The organism is Xanthomonas sp. 10-10 (assembly GCF_040182365.1).
Taxonomy (GTDB): domain Bacteria; phylum Pseudomonadota; class Gammaproteobacteria; order Xanthomonadales; family Xanthomonadaceae; genus Xanthomonas; species Xanthomonas arboricola_F.
Genome location: NZ_CP144460.1, coordinates 5,038,050 through 5,056,670, shown reverse-complemented (window position 1 = coordinate 5,056,670; position 18,621 = coordinate 5,038,050). Strand labels below are relative to the sequence as shown.

The 18,621-nt window shown below is 62.6% G+C and carries 8 protein-coding genes, 2 tRNA genes and 3 rRNA genes; 12 read left to right on the top strand and 1 reads right to left on the bottom strand.

The window, feature by feature from the left end; genetic code table 11:
* Positions 1-233: 233 nt before the first annotated feature.
* The 4 genes from VZ068_RS21290 (at position 234) to bphP (ending at position 7,093) form a co-directional block, all read left to right on the top strand.
* Positions 234-2,396 (top strand): lytic murein transglycosylase, encoded by a 2,163-nt coding sequence (locus VZ068_RS21290; RefSeq protein WP_349656423.1) that lies wholly within the window; start codon positions 234-236, stop codon positions 2,394-2,396.
* 837 nt (positions 2,397-3,233) lie between these two features.
* Positions 3,234-4,499 carry a TCR/Tet family MFS transporter gene (locus VZ068_RS21285; protein WP_259166404.1) on the top strand — a complete coding sequence of 422 codons (1,266 nt, stop codon included), beginning with the start codon at positions 3,234-3,236 and terminating at the stop codon, positions 4,497-4,499.
* A 99-nt stretch (positions 4,500-4,598) separates the two neighbouring features.
* Positions 4,599-5,192, top strand: coding sequence for a biliverdin-producing heme oxygenase (locus tag VZ068_RS21280; protein WP_349656422.1), 594 nt, complete (start codon positions 4,599-4,601; stop codon positions 5,190-5,192).
* Positions 5,189-7,093, top strand: coding sequence for a bacteriophytochrome BphP (bphP, locus tag VZ068_RS21275; RefSeq protein ID WP_259158476.1), 1,905 nt, complete (start codon positions 5,189-5,191; stop codon positions 7,091-7,093). Before VZ068_RS21280 ends, bphP begins: the two co-directional genes overlap by 4 nt.
* Before the next feature lie 224 nt (positions 7,094-7,317).
* Here bphP and VZ068_RS21270 read toward each other — a convergent pair whose 3' ends face one another.
* On the bottom strand, positions 7,318-8,493 hold the full coding sequence (locus VZ068_RS21270) for a benzoate/H(+) symporter BenE family transporter (RefSeq protein ID WP_349656421.1): 1,176 nt from the start codon (positions 8,491-8,493) through the stop codon (positions 7,318-7,320).
* 742 nt (positions 8,494-9,235) lie between these two features.
* Between VZ068_RS21270 and VZ068_RS21265 the strand changes: the two genes are divergently transcribed.
* The 8 genes from VZ068_RS21265 (at position 9,236) to VZ068_RS21230 (ending at position 18,612) form a co-directional block, all read left to right on the top strand.
* A 16S ribosomal RNA gene (locus VZ068_RS21265) occupies positions 9,236-10,782 on the top strand.
* A gap of 92 nt (positions 10,783-10,874) precedes the next feature.
* Positions 10,875-10,950, top strand: a tRNA-Ala gene (locus VZ068_RS21260).
* 19 nt (positions 10,951-10,969) lie between these two features.
* Positions 10,970-11,046, top strand: a tRNA-Ile gene (locus VZ068_RS21255).
* A gap of 227 nt (positions 11,047-11,273) precedes the next feature.
* Positions 11,274-14,154 (top strand): 23S ribosomal RNA (locus tag VZ068_RS21250).
* Positions 14,155-14,281: 127 nt separating this feature from the next.
* Positions 14,282-14,396, top strand: a 5S ribosomal RNA gene (gene rrf / locus VZ068_RS21245).
* The 16S, 23S and 5S rRNA genes sit together here with 2 tRNA genes alongside, the layout of an rRNA operon.
* Before the next feature lie 424 nt (positions 14,397-14,820).
* Positions 14,821-15,636 (top strand): bifunctional DNA-formamidopyrimidine glycosylase/DNA-(apurinic or apyrimidinic site) lyase, encoded by an 816-nt coding sequence (gene mutM / locus VZ068_RS21240; protein ID WP_349657782.1) that lies wholly within the window; start codon positions 14,821-14,823, stop codon positions 15,634-15,636.
* A gap of 226 nt (positions 15,637-15,862) precedes the next feature.
* Positions 15,863-16,942 carry a DUF4380 domain-containing protein gene (locus VZ068_RS21235; protein ID WP_349656420.1) on the top strand — a complete coding sequence of 360 codons (1,080 nt, stop codon included), beginning with the start codon at positions 15,863-15,865 and terminating at the stop codon, positions 16,940-16,942.
* Between the two features lie 68 nt (positions 16,943-17,010).
* Entirely contained in the window at positions 17,011-18,612 is a 1,602-nt protein-coding gene (locus VZ068_RS21230; RefSeq protein ID WP_349656419.1) for a glucan biosynthesis protein D, read from the top strand.
* Positions 18,613-18,621 lie beyond the last annotated feature (9 nt).

Here is an 18,621-nt window from a genome sequence, read left to right as displayed (position 1 = left end):
CGTTTGTCGTTATTCGGTGGCAGCAGACACCCGGCGCCAGCCCCGCAGCCGCCGAGCCAGCCCACCGGTCTGGCCTCCATCACGCTCGCAGCGCCTCGCGCGACAGCCACCGCATTGCTCCCGGCACCGCCGCTTGCACGCCTGGATCCAGCCAGGTTGGCTATCCTCGCGGATCGACTCACCGCTGGAGTGCAGTACCGCATGACCTCCGTCCACCCGCCGGCCACCGCGCCATGACGCCGACCCGGCGCGCCTTGCCGCTGTTGATGGCCTTGCTGCCGCTGGTCGCCTGCGCCGATCCGGGCTTCGACCGTTGCCTGGCGGGGTTGCAGACCCAGGCCGCCGCCAAAGGTGTGGACACCGCAGATTTCCAGCGCTTTACCGCCGGGTTGGCGCCCGATCCCAGTGTCCTGCCGCTGCTGGACGCGCAACCGGAGTTCACTACGCCCATCTGGGATTACCTGGCCAGCCTGGTCGACAGCCAGCGCGTCACCGATGGCCAGGCCATGCTGGTCACCCACCGCGACTTGCTCGCCCGCCTGTCTGAGCAGACCGGCGTCGACCCGGCCACCATCGTGGCGGTCTGGGGCGTGGAGAGCGACTACGGCCGCGTCACCGGCAAGCGCCCGCTGCTGGTGTCGCTGGCCACGCTGTCGTGCGCAGGCCGCCGCCAACCGTTCTTCCGCGGCGAGTTCCTGGCCTTGCTCAGCCTGTTGCAACGCGGCGACCTGTCGCCGGATGGCCTGACCGGCTCCTGGGCCGGCGCCTTCGGGCAGACCCAGTTCATGCCCTCGACCTATGCCCGCATCGCGGTGGACGGCGACGGCGACGGCCGCCGCGACCTGGTCGCCAGCATTCCCGACGCGCTGGCTTCCACCGCCAACTACCTGGTCAAGGCCGGCTGGGAGCGCGCCCGCCCGTGGGGCATGGAAGTCACCCTGCCGCGCGGCTTCGACGCCAGCAAGGCCGGCCGTACCCGCCGCCAACCGTTGCAGGCCTGGCAGGCCGCCGGCCTGCTCGGTACCGACGGCAAGCCGCTCGCCCCGTCCGGGTTGCCCGCCGAGACGCCTGCCGCGCTGCTGCTGCCGGCCGGCGCCACCGGCCCGGCGTTCCTGGTATTCCGCAACTACGATGCGATCTACGCCTACAACGCCGCCGAAAGCTACGCGTTGTCGATCGCGCTGCTGGCCGATCGCCTGCGCGGCGGCCCCGGCCTGCTCGCCGCCTGGCCCACCGACGACCCCGGCCTGGGTCGCCCGGAGCGCCGCGACCTGCAACAGTTGCTGCTGGCCCGCGGTCACCAGATCGGCGAGGCCGACGGCATGGTCGGCAGTGCCACCCGCCGCGCCATCCAGGTCGAGCAGACCCGGCTGGGCCTGCAGCCGGCCGATGGCCGCCCCGGCCAGCGCATCCTCGCCGCCTTGCGCGTCGCGCCGCCGCTCACCGGCATGGCGGCCGTGCGCGGCACCGCCTTCAAGCTGCCGGCCGCCTATCCCGCATTCGCCCAATCTCCCATCGTCCACAAGGCATCCCCCATGTCCGACACCACCGGCCTGACCACAGGCGACTTCCACGGTTTTCCCTCGCTGTTGATCGACACCCCGTTCTCCACTGCGGCGATCAGCCTGTTCGGCGGCCAGCTGCTGTCGTTCGTGCCCAAGGGCGGCCAGGACGTGATGTGGCTGTCGCCGCTCGCCAAGCAGCCGCCCACCCCGATCCGCGGCGGCGCCCCGGTGTGCTGGCCGTACTTCGGCCGCCAGGACCAGACCGGCGAGGTCCCCGCGCACGGCTTCGTGCGCACCGTGCCCTGGCAGCTCACCGAGAGCCGGCGCGAGGACGACGGCACGCTGGTGCTCACGCTGACCCCGCCCAGTTTCGACGACCTGGCGCTGCGCCTGCGCATGACCCTGCGCATCGGCCGCACCCTCGAACAACGCTTGATCACCGAAAACACCAGCCCCGCTCCGGTGCGCTTCACCCAGGCGCTGCACAACTATTTCCGCGTCGGCGACGCACTCAAGGTCAGCGTGCAGGGCCTGGACGGGCTGGACTACCTCGACAAATACGAGAACTACGCCACCGCCCACCGCCAGCAAGGCGACTGGAGCCTGCGCGATCCGCGCGACCCCGGCCGCAGCGACCGCATCTACGTCAACGCCGGCGGCCGCTATACCCTGACCGACCCGGTGCTCGGCCGCCGCATCGTCATCGCCACCGAGGGCAGCCGCTCGCTGGTGGCCTGGAACCCGGGCGAAGAGGCCGGCAAGAAGATGGCCGACGTGGGCGAGGGCTGGCGCAACTACGTCTGCCTGGAAGCGGCCAACGCCGGCCCGGACGTGATCGAACTGGCCCCCGGCGCCAGCCATACCCTGAGCCAGACCATCAGCGTCGAATAACCCATCGGTCGTTGCCGCCGCGGCCACCCAACCGGGCGCGCAGATCGTCTACCGACGGCGGCTGGTCAATGGATGCTTGCGCGTTGATGTCGCATCCAGTCGATCTGGAGCGGAGCGTTGCGACCGAGCGCGCTCCGTCTGATCGTCGTGCAGTGTCTTAAACCTGCTAGAGGGGTGTAGCCGGCGAAAGCCGGCAGACTTCAGACGGGCGAAAGATCCAGATCGGCCGCGCGGCCTCCCGACGAGGGTAAGCAGCCCAGCTTCACCACACGCGCCGCCGCACCCTCACCCCAAGCCCTCACCCGGCAGGAGGAGGAGCACTAACAACAGCTCGCACGCCCACCTCCCTTCTCCCACCGGGAGAAGGTGCCCGAAGGGCGGATGAGGGTACGGTTTCTACAACGGCTCCAGCCGAGTCCACCAGGTTTTTGAATCTTGTCTCGGGGTCGGCAGGCGAGGGGTACTAGAAACAGCTCGCACGCCCACCTCCCTTCTCCCTCCGGGAGAAGGTGCCCGCAGGGCGGATGAGGGTACGGTTTCTACAACGGCTCCAGCTAAGCGCACCTGCATCCTTCAACGCTGCTCCCGGCCAAAACGCAGTTGCCATCGCCCTTCAGGCATTACGTCGCTCAGGCCCGACTCGTACGAGCCGCGCCAAACCCCAAGCGATCTCCAGCAGAGCGGTCGCACGGATCTGCTGCGGTCGAGCTCGGTCCAGCCGAGTGCACCGATCACAACGCCCTTGAGCCTCGTACTGCCCACGCCTCGTCACGCATCCAGGTCCGATCCGACCCAATCGGCAGCTACACTTCCCGCCTCGCTACCCTGGGCCGCGCGATGTCTCCCTCCGCCGATTCCGCTCCAGCCCCGGGGCGTCGCCGCGCCGCGTTGATCTTCATCTTCATCACCGTGCTGATCGACGTGCTGTCCTTCGGCGTGATCATCCCGGTACTGCCGGATCTGGTGCGCCATTTCACCGGTGGCGACTACGTGGTGGCCGCCGGCTGGATCGGCTGGTTCGGCTTTCTGTTCGCTTCCATCCAGTTCGTCTGCTCGCCGCTGCAAGGCGCCCTGTCCGATCGCTTCGGCCGTCGCCCGGTCATCCTGCTCTCGTGCCTGGGGCTGGGGCTGGACTTCATCCTGATGGCCATCGCCCACAGCTTGCCGATGTTGCTGCTGGCACGGGTGATCTCCGGCATCTGCTCGGCCAGTTTTTCCACGGCCAATGCCTACATCGCCGACGTCACTCCGGCCGACAAACGCGCCGGCGCGTTCGGCATGCTCGGCGCCGCGTTCGGCATTGGCTTCGTCGCCGGCCCGTTGATCGGTGGCTGGCTGGGCGGCATCGGCTTGCGTTGGCCGTTCTGGTTTGCCGCAGGCTTGGCCCTGTTGAACGTGTTGTACGGCTGGTTGGTACTACCCGAATCGCTGCCACCCGAGCGCCGCACCGCGCGGCTCGAGTGGGCGCATGCCAACCCGCTGGGCGCGCTCAAGCTGTTGCGGCGCTACCCGCAGGTGTTCGGTCTGGCGGCGGTGGTTTTTCTGGCCAACCTGGCGCATTACGTCTATCCCAGCATCTTTGTGCTGTTCGCCGGTTACCAGTATCACTGGGGCCCGCGCGAGGTGAGCTGGGTGCTGGCCGGGGTCGGGGTCTGCAGCATCATCGTCAACGCGCTGCTGGTCGGCCGCATCGTGCGGTGGCTGGGCGAACGTCGCGCCTTGTTGCTCGGTCTGGGCTGCGGGGTGGTGGGCTTCGTCATCTACGGGCTGGCCGACAGCGGTACCGCCTTCCTGATCGGCGTGCCGATCAGCGCGTTCTGGGCGATCGCCGCGCCGGCCGCGCAAGCCTTGATCACCCGCGAAGTCGGCGCCGATGCGCAAGGCCGCGTGCAGGGCGCCTTGAGCGGCCTGGTCAGCCTGGCCGGTATCGCCGGGCCGTTGTTGTTCGCCAACGTGTTTGCCTGGTTCATCGGCAGCGGCGCGCCGTTACACCTGCCCGGCGCGCCGTGGTTGCTGGCCGGCGTACTGCTCGCCGCCGGGTGGTTGATGGCGTGGGCGAGGGCGGGGCGCGACCGTGGTCAGGCCGATGCGGCACCTGGCTGATGGCAACGCATTCATATAATGCTCGCGCCCGCTTTTTCTGATTTGCGCGGGCACTGCTAGGCTGGTGTCTCCCGTGCTCCGGCACCGCCTCGATTTCCTATGCGTTCCGACACCCTGGCCGTCCCCGCTTCGGCTGCGCGCGCGCTGCGCCATGCCACCCAGGACACGCATCGTCTGGTCGAAGCAATCCCGCTGATGCAGGCGCTCGGGCAGGGGCAGGTCGAGCGCGCCGGCTATGCGCTGATCCTGCGCCGACACCACGCAGTGCTGGCCGGTTTCGAAGACCGGTTTGGCGACTGGCTGGACACCCTGGTCGGCAACGGTTGGCATTACCGCCGGCGTGCGCCGGCCTTGCGCGCGGATCTGCGCACGCTCGACCAGGCACCGGATACGCCGCTGGCTCCACCGGCCGGCGCCGACGCCGCCACGCGCTGGGGCATGTTGTACGTGATCGAAGGCTCGCAGCTGGGCGGCCGGATGATTGCCCGCAGCCTGCGCCGGCATCGCCCCGCGCTGGCCGACGCCCTGAAATATTTCGAGCTGGCCGACGACGATACCGCCGGCTGGCGCCGTTTCCAGACGGTGCTCGATCACTGCCTGGACAGCCCGCGCGCGCGCGCGCGCGCCATCGAGGGCGCGCAAGCCATGTTTGCCCACTTCCATACCTGCCTCGCAGCGGAGCCGCGCCCGTGAATCAGCCCACCGAACCCCTGGACATGGATGTCTGCGCGCGCGAGCCGATCCACATCCCCGGCATGATCCAGCCTTACGGCGTGCTGCTGGTGATCGAACCGGCCGATGGCCGCATCGTGCAGGCCAGCAGCACCGCCGCCGACCTGCTCGGCGTGCCGCTGCAGACGCTGTTGGGCATGCCGTACGTCCAGGTGCTGGAGGTGCCGGAGGCGCAGCCATTCGCGGTGGATGCGCACCCCCAGCATTTATTGCACGCCGAGGCGCGCTTTCCCGCGCGCGCCGTGCCGCCCGAGCACGCCTGGGTGGCTGCCTGGCATCTGTATCCGGAGCAATGGCTGGTCGAAATCGAGCCGCGCGACGCCCGCCTGATGGATGTCACCCTGCGCGAAGCGCTGCCGCTGTTGCGCAGCATCGAACGCGATCCCGGCATCGACGAAGCGGCGGTGCGGGCGGCCAAGGGCCTGCGCAGCATGATCGGGTTCGACCGGGTGATGATTTACCGCTTCGACGAAGAGTGGAACGGCGAAGTCATCGCCGAAGCGCGTAACCCCGAGCTGCTGGCCTATCTTGGCCAGCGCTATCCCGCCACCGACATCCCGGCGCAGGCGCGCGCGCTGTATTTGCGCAACCGCGTCCGCCAGATCGCCGATGTCGGCTACCAGTCGTCGCCGATCGTGCCCACCCTGCATCCGCGCCTGGGCACTCCGGTGGATCTGAGCGATGTCAGCCTGCGCAGCGTTTCGCCGGTGCATCTGGAATACCTGGCCAACATGGGCGTGAGCGCCACCCTGGTCTCTTCGTTGGTGGTCAACGATGCGTTGTGGGGGCTGATCGCCTGTCACCACTACAGCCCGCACTTCACCAGCCATGCCATGCGCGATGCCACCGACGCGGTGACCCGTGCGCTGTCCGGTCGCATCGGCGCCCTGCAGGCGGTCGAGCGCGCGCGCATGGAATCGGTGTTGCTCACCGTGCGCGAAAAGTTGATCACCGACTTCAACGACGCCGCCCAGATGACGGTAGAGATGCTCGCCGACATGGCGCCGGACCTGATGGACGTGGTCGATGCCGATGGCGTGGCGATCTTCCATGGCAAGGAGATCAGCCGGCACGGCAGCGTGCCCGATGCAGCCGCGCTGCGGCGCATCCGCGACCATATCGAATCGGCGCACCACGATGCCTTGCGCGAGGATGCCGTCGGCGCCCTGCATGTGGAGGCGATCGGCGAGGTATTTCCTGAACTGGCCGATCTCGCGCCGCTGGCCGCCGGCTTCATCTTCGTGCCGCTGATGCCGCAGTCGCGCAGCGCCTTGCTGTGGACCCGCCGCGAAAAGGTGCAGACGGTCAACTGGGCTGGCAATCCGCAGCTGGCCAAGCTGGCCGACATTCCCAACTCACGCCTGTCGCCGCGCAAGAGCTTCGATCTGTGGCAGGAAACCGTGCGCGGCCGCGCGCGGCGTTGGTCGCCGCTGCATCTGGAATCGGCGCGCAGCCTGCGCGTGTTGATCGAACTGATGGAGCGCAAGCGCTTCCAGCAGGACTTCACCCTGCTCGAAGCCTCGCTGTCGCGTCTGCGCGATGGCGTGGCCATCATCGAGCGGGGCGCCGACACTGCCGCGCATCGGCTGATCTTCGTCAACCCGGCATTCGCCGACCTCAGCCAGACCGAGGTCGCCGACCTGATCGGGCGCGACATCCTGACCCTGGTGGCCGACGATGCCGCCAGATCCAAGGTCGAACTGCTCGAGGACGCCTTGCGCCTGGGGCGCGCCGCCTACGTCACCTTGCCGTTGCGCGTGCACGATGGCTCGCCCATCTACCGTCAATTCCACCTCGAACCGCTGCCCAGCCCCAATGGCGTCATCGCCCACTGGCTGCTGCAGCTGCGCGATCCGGAATAGGCGCAGCGCGACACACCGACGTGGAGATAGGGGTGCATGCTGGCGCCGTCGCCGCATCAGTCGTTACGGGCCGCATCACCAGCGACCCGGCCAGCGGTGCGCCGCGTCGACATCATTGAGCATCTGCGTGTCGATGAGTGGACGTACTACTCAAAGCCGGAGAGAACACAGCAAAGCACATCGAGCGCCGGCATCGCCGCCGTCGCCGGGAGGCAACCGCTTCGTCAACTGCGTGGCCGCAGCAGCAACAAGGTGATGGTTCCGGCCACGAGCCCCCAGAACGACGCACCGATTCCGCCCAAGGTCAGCCCGGAGGCCGTCACCAGGAAGGTGATCAATGCCGCCTCGCGTTCGCCGTCTTCGCGCAAGGCGGCCGCCAGACTGTTTCCAATGGTGCCCAGCAGCGCAATTCCGGCAATCGCCATCACCAGCTCGCGCGGGAACGCCGCAAAGACCGCCGCCACGGTCGCCCCGAACAAACCGATCACCAGATACAGCACGCCTGCGCTCACCGCAGCGGCATAACGCCGGGCAGGGTCCTCATGCGCCTCGCGGCCCATGCAGATCGCAGCGGTGATCGCGGCCAGGTTCAATGCAAAGCCGCCGAACGGCGCCAGCAATGCATTGACCGCCCCGATCCAGCCGATCGTCGGCGAGATCGGCACCGTGTAGCCGGACGCGCGGATCACCGCCACGCCGGGCACATTCTGCGAGGCCATCGTGACCACGAACAACGGGATCGCCAGCCCGACCACCGCAGCCCACGACAGCGATGGAATCACCAGGACCGGATGGGCCAGCTCCAGCTGCACGCCGTCCCAGTGCAGCAGCCCACTGCCCGCCGCAATGGCGATGCCGGCCAGCAGGGTCGCAATCACTGCGTAGCGCGCAAACCAGCGCCGGCCCACCAGATAGGTTGCCAGCATCGCCACGGCCAGCACCCGCTGGCTCTGCATCGCCACGAACAGATCCAGTCCGAAGCGCAGCAGCACCCCGGCCAACATGCCCGACGCCAGGGATACCGGCATGCGCTTGATCGCCCGCTCGAACAAGCCCGAGAACCCGGCCACCAGTCCGAGCACCGCCGCGACCACAAACGAACCGACCGCCTCGCGTAACGGAACCCCTGCGGCGCTGCCGATCAGCATTGCCGCACCTGGCGTGGACCAGGCCGTCACCACCGGCACCCGATAGCGCAGCGACAACCCGATGCAGGTAACGCCCATGCCGATGCCCAGCGCCCACATCCACGATGCGATCTGTGCCTGATCGGCACCCAGGTGCCGCGCTGCCTCGAACACGATCACCGCGGAACTGGCAAACCCCACCAGGACGGTGACAAAGCCCGCTGCAATCGCAGACAGGGACAGATCGCGGAACAGGTTGCGGGCTGGCGGCATCGAATGGCTCCTCCGGGCCATGCATTCTTACCGAGCCATCCCATCGGCGGTACTGCAGCGCGCTTCTATAGAGCGAACTCTGGAAAGTGGTTTCGTTGGAGCGTGCTTGTGCTCTTGCCATAGCGAGGCACAGACACGCAAAAAAAACGTGCTGCTGTCATGGCCGTGTCAAAAAATGCTTGCACTTCTGCGCAGGCTCGATAAACTGCGCGGCCTCGCTCAGGACGGCGGCGCTTCTTCAAGCACCGCAACAACGAACGGGTCGAATCGAAAACATCACAAGGTGTTGACGAAACGAAAAAGCCGGCTATGATGGGCGGCTCGCTACACGGAAAGACGCTTTGGCGGATTGAGGTGCAGCGGCGGCAACTTCCTCTTCACGAGGGGTTGACGGGGATGAAAAGCCTGCTAATATGGCCGGCTCGCTTCGCAGAAAACCTTCGGGTCGAAACGAAGCAGCGTCAACCACCTCGAAATGAGGTGTTGACGGCAAGAAAAAGTCCGCTATAATGGGCGGCTCGCTTCGACGGAAACGACGAAGCTGACGGGAACGGCGCTGAGGCCACTTCCCAATGTTCTTTGACAGTGTGCGCAGGTAATTTGTGCGGACGCCTGCAGGAAGGATGATTGTCCATCTTGCAGACGTTTAATCAAAAAGCAACATATTAATTGCTTTGCAAGCGATAAGTTGTCAGTGGTTGAACTTCTGCAGCTAAAGTATTTGTCTTCGGACATGTAATTTTAAGTGAAGAGTTTGATCCTGGCTCAGAGTGAACGCTGGCGGCAGGCCTAACACATGCAAGTCGAACGGCAGCACAGTAAGAGCTTGCTCTTATGGGTGGCGAGTGGCGGACGGGTGAGGAATACATCGGAATCTACTCTTTCGTGGGGGATAACGTAGGGAAACTTACGCTAATACCGCATACGACCTACGGGTGAAAGCGGAGGACCTTCGGGCTTCGCGCGATTGAATGAGCCGATGTCGGATTAGCTAGTTGGCGGGGTAAAGGCCCACCAAGGCGACGATCCGTAGCTGGTCTGAGAGGATGATCAGCCACACTGGAACTGAGACACGGTCCAGACTCCTACGGGAGGCAGCAGTGGGGAATATTGGACAATGGGCGCAAGCCTGATCCAGCCATGCCGCGTGGGTGAAGAAGGCCTTCGGGTTGTAAAGCCCTTTTGTTGGGAAAGAAAAGCAGTCGGTTAATACCCGATTGTTCTGACGGTACCCAAAGAATAAGCACCGGCTAACTTCGTGCCAGCAGCCGCGGTAATACGAAGGGTGCAAGCGTTACTCGGAATTACTGGGCGTAAAGCGTGCGTAGGTGGTGGTTTAAGTCTGTTGTGAAAGCCCTGGGCTCAACCTGGGAATTGCAGTGGATACTGGGTCACTAGAGTGTGGTAGAGGGTAGCGGAATTCCCGGTGTAGCAGTGAAATGCGTAGAGATCGGGAGGAACATCCGTGGCGAAGGCGGCTACCTGGACCAACACTGACACTGAGGCACGAAAGCGTGGGGAGCAAACAGGATTAGATACCCTGGTAGTCCACGCCCTAAACGATGCGAACTGGATGTTGGGTGCAATTTGGCACGCAGTATCGAAGCTAACGCGTTAAGTTCGCCGCCTGGGGAGTACGGTCGCAAGACTGAAACTCAAAGGAATTGACGGGGGCCCGCACAAGCGGTGGAGTATGTGGTTTAATTCGATGCAACGCGAAGAACCTTACCTGGTCTTGACATCCACGGAACTTTCCAGAGATGGATTGGTGCCTTCGGGAACCGTGAGACAGGTGCTGCATGGCTGTCGTCAGCTCGTGTCGTGAGATGTTGGGTTAAGTCCCGCAACGAGCGCAACCCTTGTCCTTAGTTGCCAGCACGTAATGGTGGGAACTCTAAGGAGACCGCCGGTGACAAACCGGAGGAAGGTGGGGATGACGTCAAGTCATCATGGCCCTTACGACCAGGGCTACACACGTACTACAATGGTAGGGACAGAGGGCTGCAAACCCGCGAGGGCAAGCCAATCCCAGAAACCCTATCTCAGTCCGGATTGGAGTCTGCAACTCGACTCCATGAAGTCGGAATCGCTAGTAATCGCAGATCAGCATTGCTGCGGTGAATACGTTCCCGGGCCTTGTACACACCGCCCGTCACACCATGGGAGTTTGTTGCACCAGAAGCAGGTAGCTTAACCTTCGGGAGGGCGCTTGCCACGGTGTGGCCGATGACTGGGGTGAAGTCGTAACAAGGTAGCCGTATCGGAAGGTGCGGCTGGATCACCTCCTTTTGAGCATGACGTCATCGTCTTGCGGGCGTCCTCACAAATTACCTGCATTCAGAGATTCATACCGGCACAGGTCGGTATGCGAAGTCCCTTTTGGGGCCTTAGCTCAGCTGGGAGAGCACCTGCTTTGCAAGCAGGGGGTCGTCGGTTCGATCCCGACAGGCTCCACCATATTGAGTGAAAAGACTTCGGGTCTGTAGCTCAGGTGGTTAGAGCGCACCCCTGATAAGGGTGAGGTCGGTAGTTCGAGTCTACCCAGACCCACCACTCTGAATGTAGTGCACACTTAAGAATTTATATGGATCAGCGTTGAGGCTGATACATGTTCTTTTATAACTTGTGACGTAGCGAGCGTTTGAGATATCTATCTAAACGTGTCGTTGAGGCTAAGGCGGGGACTTCGAGTCCCTAAATAATTGAGTCGTATGTTCGCGTTGGTGGCTTTGTACCCCACACAACACGGCATGTGACCCCGAGGCAACTTGGGGTTATATGGTCAAGCGAATAAGCGCACACGGTGGATGCCTAGGCGGTCAGAGGCGATGAAGGACGTGGTAGCCTGCGAAAAGTGTCGGGGAGCTGGCAACAAGCTTTGATCCGGCAATATCCGAATGGGGAAACCCACTGCTTCGGCAGTATCCTGCAGTGAATTCATAGCTGCTGGAAGCGAACCCGGTGAACTGAAATATCTAAGTAACCGGAGGAAAAGAAATCAACCGAGATTCCCTAAGTAGTGACGAGCGAACGGGGAACAGCCCTTAAGCTGGAATGGCTTTAGAAAAACAATCTGGAAAGATTGGCCATAGAAGGTGATAGCCCTGTATTTAAAAGGGCCACTCCAGTGAAGACGAGTAGGGCGGGGCACGTGAAACCCTGTCTGAATATGGGGGGACCATCCTCCAAGGCTAAATACTCCTGACCGACCGATAGTGAACCAGTACCGTGAGGGAAAGGCGAAAAGAACCCCGGAGAGGGGAGTGAAATAGATCCTGAAACCGTGTGCGTACAAGCAGTAGGAGCTCGCAAGAGTGACTGCGTACCTTTTGTATAATGGGTCAGCGACTTACTGTTCGTGGCAAGCTTAACCGTATAGGGGAGGCGAAGGGAAACCGAGTCTGATAAGGGCGCATAGTCGCGGGCAGTAGACCCGAAACCGGGTGATCTAGTCATGGCCAGGGTGAAGGTGCCGTAACAGGTACTGGAGGCCCGAACCCACGTCTGTTGCAAAAGACGGGGATGAGCTGTGATTAGGAGTGAAAAGCTAATCGAACCCGGAGATAGCTGGTTCTCCTCGAAAGCTATTTAGGTAGCGCCTCGGACGAATACTACTGGGGGTAGAGCACTGTTATGGCTAGGGGGTCATCGCGACTTACCAAACCATTGCAAACTCCGAATACCAGTACGTACTATCCGGGAGACACACGGCGGGTGCTAACGTCCGTCGTGAAAAGGGAAACAACCCAGACCCACAGCTAAGGTCCCAAATTCACTGCTAAGTGGAAAACGATGTGGAAAGGCACAGACAGCCAGGAGGTTGGCTTAGAAGCAGCCACCCTTTAAAGAAAGCGTAATAGCTCACTGGTCGAGTCGGTCTGCGCGGAAGATTTAACGGGGCTAAGCAGTGAACCGAAGCTTGGGGTGCATAAAACTTGTTTTATGCGCGGTAGAGGAGCGTTCCGTAAGCCTGCGAAGGTGGATTGAGAAGTCTGCTGGAGGTATCGGAAGTGCGAATGCTGACATGAGTAACGATAATGCGGGTGAAAAGCCCGCACGCCGAAAGCCCAAGGTTTCCTTGCGCAACGTTAATCGACGCAGGGTTAGTCGGTCCCTAAGGCGAGGGCGAAAGCCGTAGTCGATGGGAAGCAGGTTAATATTCCTGCACCTCGCGTGAGTGCGATGGAGGGACGGAGAAGGTTAGGTGTACCGGGCGTTGGTTGTCCCGGGGAAAGGCGGTAGGTTTGGATCTTTGGCAAATCCGGGATCCTTTAAGACCGAGCACCGAGACGAGCCTTTATGGCGAAGTCACTGATACCACGCTTCCAGGAAAAGCTCCTAAGCTTCAGCTCACGAAGACCGTACCGTAAACCGACACAGGTGGGTAGGATGAGAATTCTCAGGCGCTTGAGAGAACTCGGGTGAAGGAACTAGGCAACATGGCACCGTAACTTCGGGAGAAGGTGCACCCTTTTTGGTGGCTCATGCGAGCTATAGCTGAAGAGGGTCGCAGAAACCAGGCCGCTGCGACTGTTTATCAAAAACACAGCACTCTGCAAACACGAAAGTGGACGTATAGGGTGTGACGCCTGCCCGGTGCTGGAAGGTTAATTGATGGGGTCAGCCGCAAGGCGAAGCTCTTGATCGAAGCCCCAGTAAACGGCGGCCGTAACTATAACGGTCCTAAGGTAGCGAAATTCCTTGTCGGGTAAGTTCCGACCTGCACGAATGGCGTAACGACAGCGGCGCTGTCTCCACCCGAGACTCAGTGAAATTGAAATCGCTGTGAAGATGCAGCGTTCCCGTGGCAAGACGGAAAGACCCCGTGAACCTTTACTATAGCTTTACACTGAACGTTGAGTTCGTCTGTGTAGGATAGGTGGGAGGCTATGAAACTGTGGCGCTAGCTGCAGTGGAGCCATCCTTGAAATACCACCCTGTCGTGCTTGACGTTCTAACCTAGATCCGTTATCCGGATCAGGGACCGTGTATGGTGGGTAGTTTGACTGGGGCGGTCTCCTCCTAAAGAGTAACGGAGGAGCACGAAGGTACGCTCAGCGCGGTCGGACATCGCGCACTGTGTGCAAAGGCATAAGCGTGCTTGACTGCAAGATCGACGGATCAAGCAGGTACGAAAGTAGGTCTTAGTGATCCGGTGGTTCTGTATGGAAGGGCCATCGCTCAACGGATAAAAGGTACTCCGGGGATAACAGGCTGATACCGCCCAAGAGTTCATATCGACGGCGGTGTTTGGCACCTCGATGTCGGCTCATCACATCCTGGGGCTGTAGTCGGTCCCAAGGGTATGGCTGTTCGCCATTTAAAGTGGTACGCGAGCTGGGTTCAGAACGTCGTGAGACAGTTCGGTCCCTATCTGCCATGGGCGTTGGAAGTTTGAGAGGGGCTGCTCCTAGTACGAGAGGACCGGAGTGGACGAACCTCTGGTGTTCCGGTTGTCACGCCAGTGGCATTGCCGGGTAGCTATGTTCGGAAGCGATAACCGCTGAAAGCATCTAAGCGGGAAGCGCGCCTCAAGATGAGACTTCCCGGGGCACAAGCCCCCTAAAGGAACCATATAGACTATGTGGTTGATAGGTCAGGTGTGTAAGTACAGCAATGTATTGAGCTAACTGATACTAATGATCCGTGCGGCTTGACCATATAACCTCAAGTTGCCTTGGTCCCAACGAACGTTGGTAGATCACCAAACGCAAGCTACGTCACAAGTTAACTATGCGAGACTGGGCGCCTTAATCCGTTTCTTGGATGGCGACGCTCCAACCGTCTCCCTGGTGAAATTAGCGCTGTGGAACCACCCGATCCCATCCCGAACTCGGAAGTGAAACGCAGCTGCGCCGATGGTAGTGTGGCTCAAGCCATGCGAGAGTAGGTCATCGCCAGGGGCTTTACCCGAAACCCTCAGTCCAACTGGACTGAGGGTTTCTTTTTGGGCGGCAGTTGGGAAGAAGTCCACTGACGCGTGCTGCTGTGCATTGCGGTCGTCCTGCGCCGCCAGTTACACCCGGAGGCAACATCGCGCATGGCGGCAATGCAGGGGCGATGATGCGTATCCATCGCGACCTGGTCGTATCCAACTGCCGCCTGCAGGGCAGCACTGGCGCCGATACCGGTCAGCAATGGCATGACCCTGCCCTCGGCAGATAGGTGCAGCCACGTGCTGCCTGCGCCTGCGCTAGCGCCTCGCTCTGCACGCTTCGCCAACAGTCCACACACCGACCACTTCGCCCAACTCCTGATTGTTTTTCAGCGAGCAGACCTCCATATGGTGCTGTGCCGGGACATGACCGGCTGTTTCTGGATGCCGCGATGCCAGAGTTGCCCGAAGTCGAAACTACCGTGCGCGGACTTGCGCCGCATCTGGTCGGGCAGCGCATCCATGGGGTCATTCTGCGTCGTCCGGACTTGCGTTGGCCGATTGCCGAGCAGATCGAGCGCCTGCTCCCTGGAGCCACCATCACGCAAGTGCGTCGACGTGCAAAGTACTTGTTGATGGATACCGATGCCGGCGGTAGCGCGTTGCTGCATCTGGGAATGTCCGGGAGCCTGCGTGTGCTGCCCGGAGATACCTTGCCGCGCGCACATGATCATGTGGATGTCAGCCTGGAAAACGGCCGCGTGCTGCGCTTCAACGACCCGCGCCGGTTCGGTTGCCTGTTGTGGCAATCCGACACACAGGTGCACGAGTTGCTTGCGGCGTTGGGTCCGGAGCCATTATCAGAAGCATTTACCGGCGATTATCTTTATGCGCTGTCGCGCGGCCGTCGTGCTGCGGTCAAGACCTTTCTGATGGATCAGGCAGTGGTTGTTGGCGTCGGTAATATCTATGCAGCCGAGAGCCTGCATCGTGCGGGAATCAGCCCGCTGCGCGAAGCTGGAAAAGTGTCGCTTGAGCGGTACCGGAGCCTGGCGACCGCGGTAAAGGAAATCTTGAGTTATGCGATCCAGCGTGGTGGCACGACGTTGCGCGACTTCATCAGTCCGGACGGCGCGCCTGGCTATTTCGAGCAGGAATTGACGGTCTACGGCCGCGAGGGCGAGCCCTGCAAGCAGTGCGGGCGGACCTTGAAACACGCAACGGTTGGACAGCGCGCGACGGTGTGGTGCGGCAATTGCCAGCGTTGAGGCATGGCAGAACGCTGTAAACGGTTCGAGCTGTCCTCCAGACCAGGTGGATCTGCTCGCTCGATCGAGGTGCTGCCCTAACGGATGAGTCGCAGGCCAGCCGATCGCTGGCTCGACGTTCGCAGTGAGAAGCTGCAGCACTGCTAGTTTCCACAGCTGGACCACGCCACAATCGATGCGTCCTGCGCTCTGGAACTGCGTCATGCCCATCTCACGGCCTCTTTGCATGTCCCTGGCGGCTGGCGGGGTACTGGCGCTAGTGCTTCTTGGCACGGCGTATGCGGATAACATCGCGACGACCGGCCCCGCGCCAGCAGAGCGTATCCAGTTGCGCAACGCTGCGGTGGAGCTGAGCGCCACGCCGGCATTCGGGGGGCGTGTGCTGTCCTTCAACCTGCGCGGGCAGCCCAGTGTGTTGAAGATCGGAGCGGCAGTGGATCGCCAACCCTCACCAACGGTGTCTGTCAGTGCGGGCGATATTCCGTATCTCGGTCACGATGTGTGGGTGGGGCCGCAGAGTCAGTGGTGGTTGCATCAGCAGGTCAATCTTGAGCGCAAGGCCGCCGCTGCGGTGTGGCCGCCGGATCCGTACCTGTCGTTGGCCACCACGCGTGCCGTGATGCATGGACCGACCGAGATACGTCTGCAAGGCGTGCCCAGCCCGGTGACCGGCGTGCAGCTGAGCAAGCGCATCGCGCTGTCCTCGGTGCGCGCCGACACGGTGGAGGTGCAGGCCACGGCGCGCAATAGCCGCAAGAAGCCGATCGCCTGGGATCTGTGGTTCAACACGCGCGTTGCGGCGAGTACGCGGGTGTTTGTACCGGTGGCCGATGCAGGCGATATTCGGGTGCAGCCGCCGAGCGAGCCGGATACGGTACTGCCCACGTTCGGCCACCGTGCGGGCGTGCTGGCGTTGCGTGCCGAGGTGCGCGATGACGGCATGATCCAGCGCGGCAAGCTGTTGCTGCAGCCATCGGCAGGCTGGATGGCCGGCTTCGTTGGTGCGCAGGTGCTGGTGATCCGCTTTACGCATCAGCCATTGGCCGCGATCCATCCGGAACAAGGCCAAGTGGAGTTGTACCTCGATGCTCCGCCCCTGCATCCCGAACGGGGTTTGCTGGAGATGGAAGTGCATGCCCCGTATCGCCAGCTCGCGCCGGGCGCGCAGATGCAGGCGCAAGAGCAGTGGACGTTGCTGCCGTACAGCGGGCCGGACGATGCGCAGGCGCAGCGGCAATTTCTGTGCAGCAAGGCGGAAGAACTGGCATTGGACAACGCCTGCGAAGCTGGATCGGCAGCGCCTTAGCTCCGCACGCGCGCGTCCGCGCCGGGCTGTGGCTATGATGGCGCCATTCCCCGATCAGACCGATGCGCATGCAACGACGCCACTTCCTGAAGAATGCCGCTGCCGCCTTGGCCGCGCTTGGTTTGCCGGCATTGCCGCAGTGGGCGTTGGCTGCCAAGGCGGTGGGACTGCGTCGGCTCGGGCAGCCGCAACCATTCGATTACGCATGGCTCAAGGGACAGGCGCGTGCGCTGGCCAAAGCCCCCTACAAAAGCCACAAGCAGGTGCTGCCAGGCCCGCTGGAAGCATTGAACTGGGATCAGTATCAGTCGATCCGCTATCGCCAGGACCACGCGCTGTGGGCCGACGGCAACGGCAAGTTCCAGGCGAAGTTCTTCCACCTGGGGCTGTACTTCCATACCCCGGTGCACATCTACGACATCGTCGATGGCAAGGCGCAGCAGTTGGCCTATGACCCGGCTGCGTTCGATTACGGCAGCAGCGGGCTGGGCGGCAAGCAGCTGCCCAAGGACCTGGGCTTTGCCGGGTTTCGGCTCAACACGCGCAAGGACACCGACCGCGACTTTGCGGCGTTTCTGGGCGCGAGCTATTTCCGTGCAGTGGGCAAGGAAGGCCAGTACGGGCAGTCGGCGCGTGGGCTGGCGATCGACACCGGCACCGGCGGTCCGGAAGAATTTCCGGACTTCATCGCCTACTACCTGGAGCAACCGGCCGACGACTCGGATACCGTGGTGGTCTACGGCCTGCTGGATTCTCCCAGTGTCGCCGGCGCCTACCGCTTTGCCATCACCAATGGCGAAGTGCTGCTGATGGATATCGACAGCGCGCTGTACCCGCGCAAGGCCATCGAACGGCTCGGCATCGGCCCGTGCACCAGCATGTACCAGGTCGGCGAAAACGACAGCCGCATGGATTGGGACTGGCGGCCGGAGATCCACGATACCGACGGGCTGGCGATGTGGACCGGCGGTGGCGAATGGATCTGGCGGCCGCTGTGCAACCCGCCGCAGCTGCGTTTCAACATGTTTGTCGATGAGAACCCGCGTGGGTTCGGACTGCTGCAGCGCGACCGCAATTTCGACCATTACCAGGATGACGGCGTGTTCTACGAGAAGCGCCCGTGCCTGTGGGTGGAACCCAAGAGCGGTTGGGGCAAGGGCTCGGTGCAGTTGGTCGAGATCCCGACCGTGGACGAGACCTTCGACAACATCGTGGCGTTCTGGAATCCGCAGGCCAAGCCGCAGCCGGGGCAGGAGTTGTTGATGGGCTACCGGTTGTACTGGGGCGCACAGCCGCCGGCCAGCTCGCCGTTGGCGCACTGCGTCGCCACCCGTACCGGTTTGGGCGGCATCGTCGGACAGAAGCGCAGCCATTTTTCCTGGCGCTTTGCAGTGGACTTCGCCGGCGGCGACCTGCCTGGGTTGGTGAAGGATGCCAAGACCAAGGTCGAGGCGGTGATTCAGGTATCGCGCGGCAGCACCGAGATCGTGTCGGCGCGGCCGTTGCATGAGCTCAAGGGCTATCGGGCAATGTTCGACCTGGTGCCGCCGGATGACAGCATGCAGCAGATCGACGTCCGCCTGTACCTGCGCGCCAACGGCAAGCCGCTGACCGAAACCTGGCTCTACCAATGGACGCCGCCGCCGGCGAGCGAGCGCAAGATCTACTGAGTGTGTGAT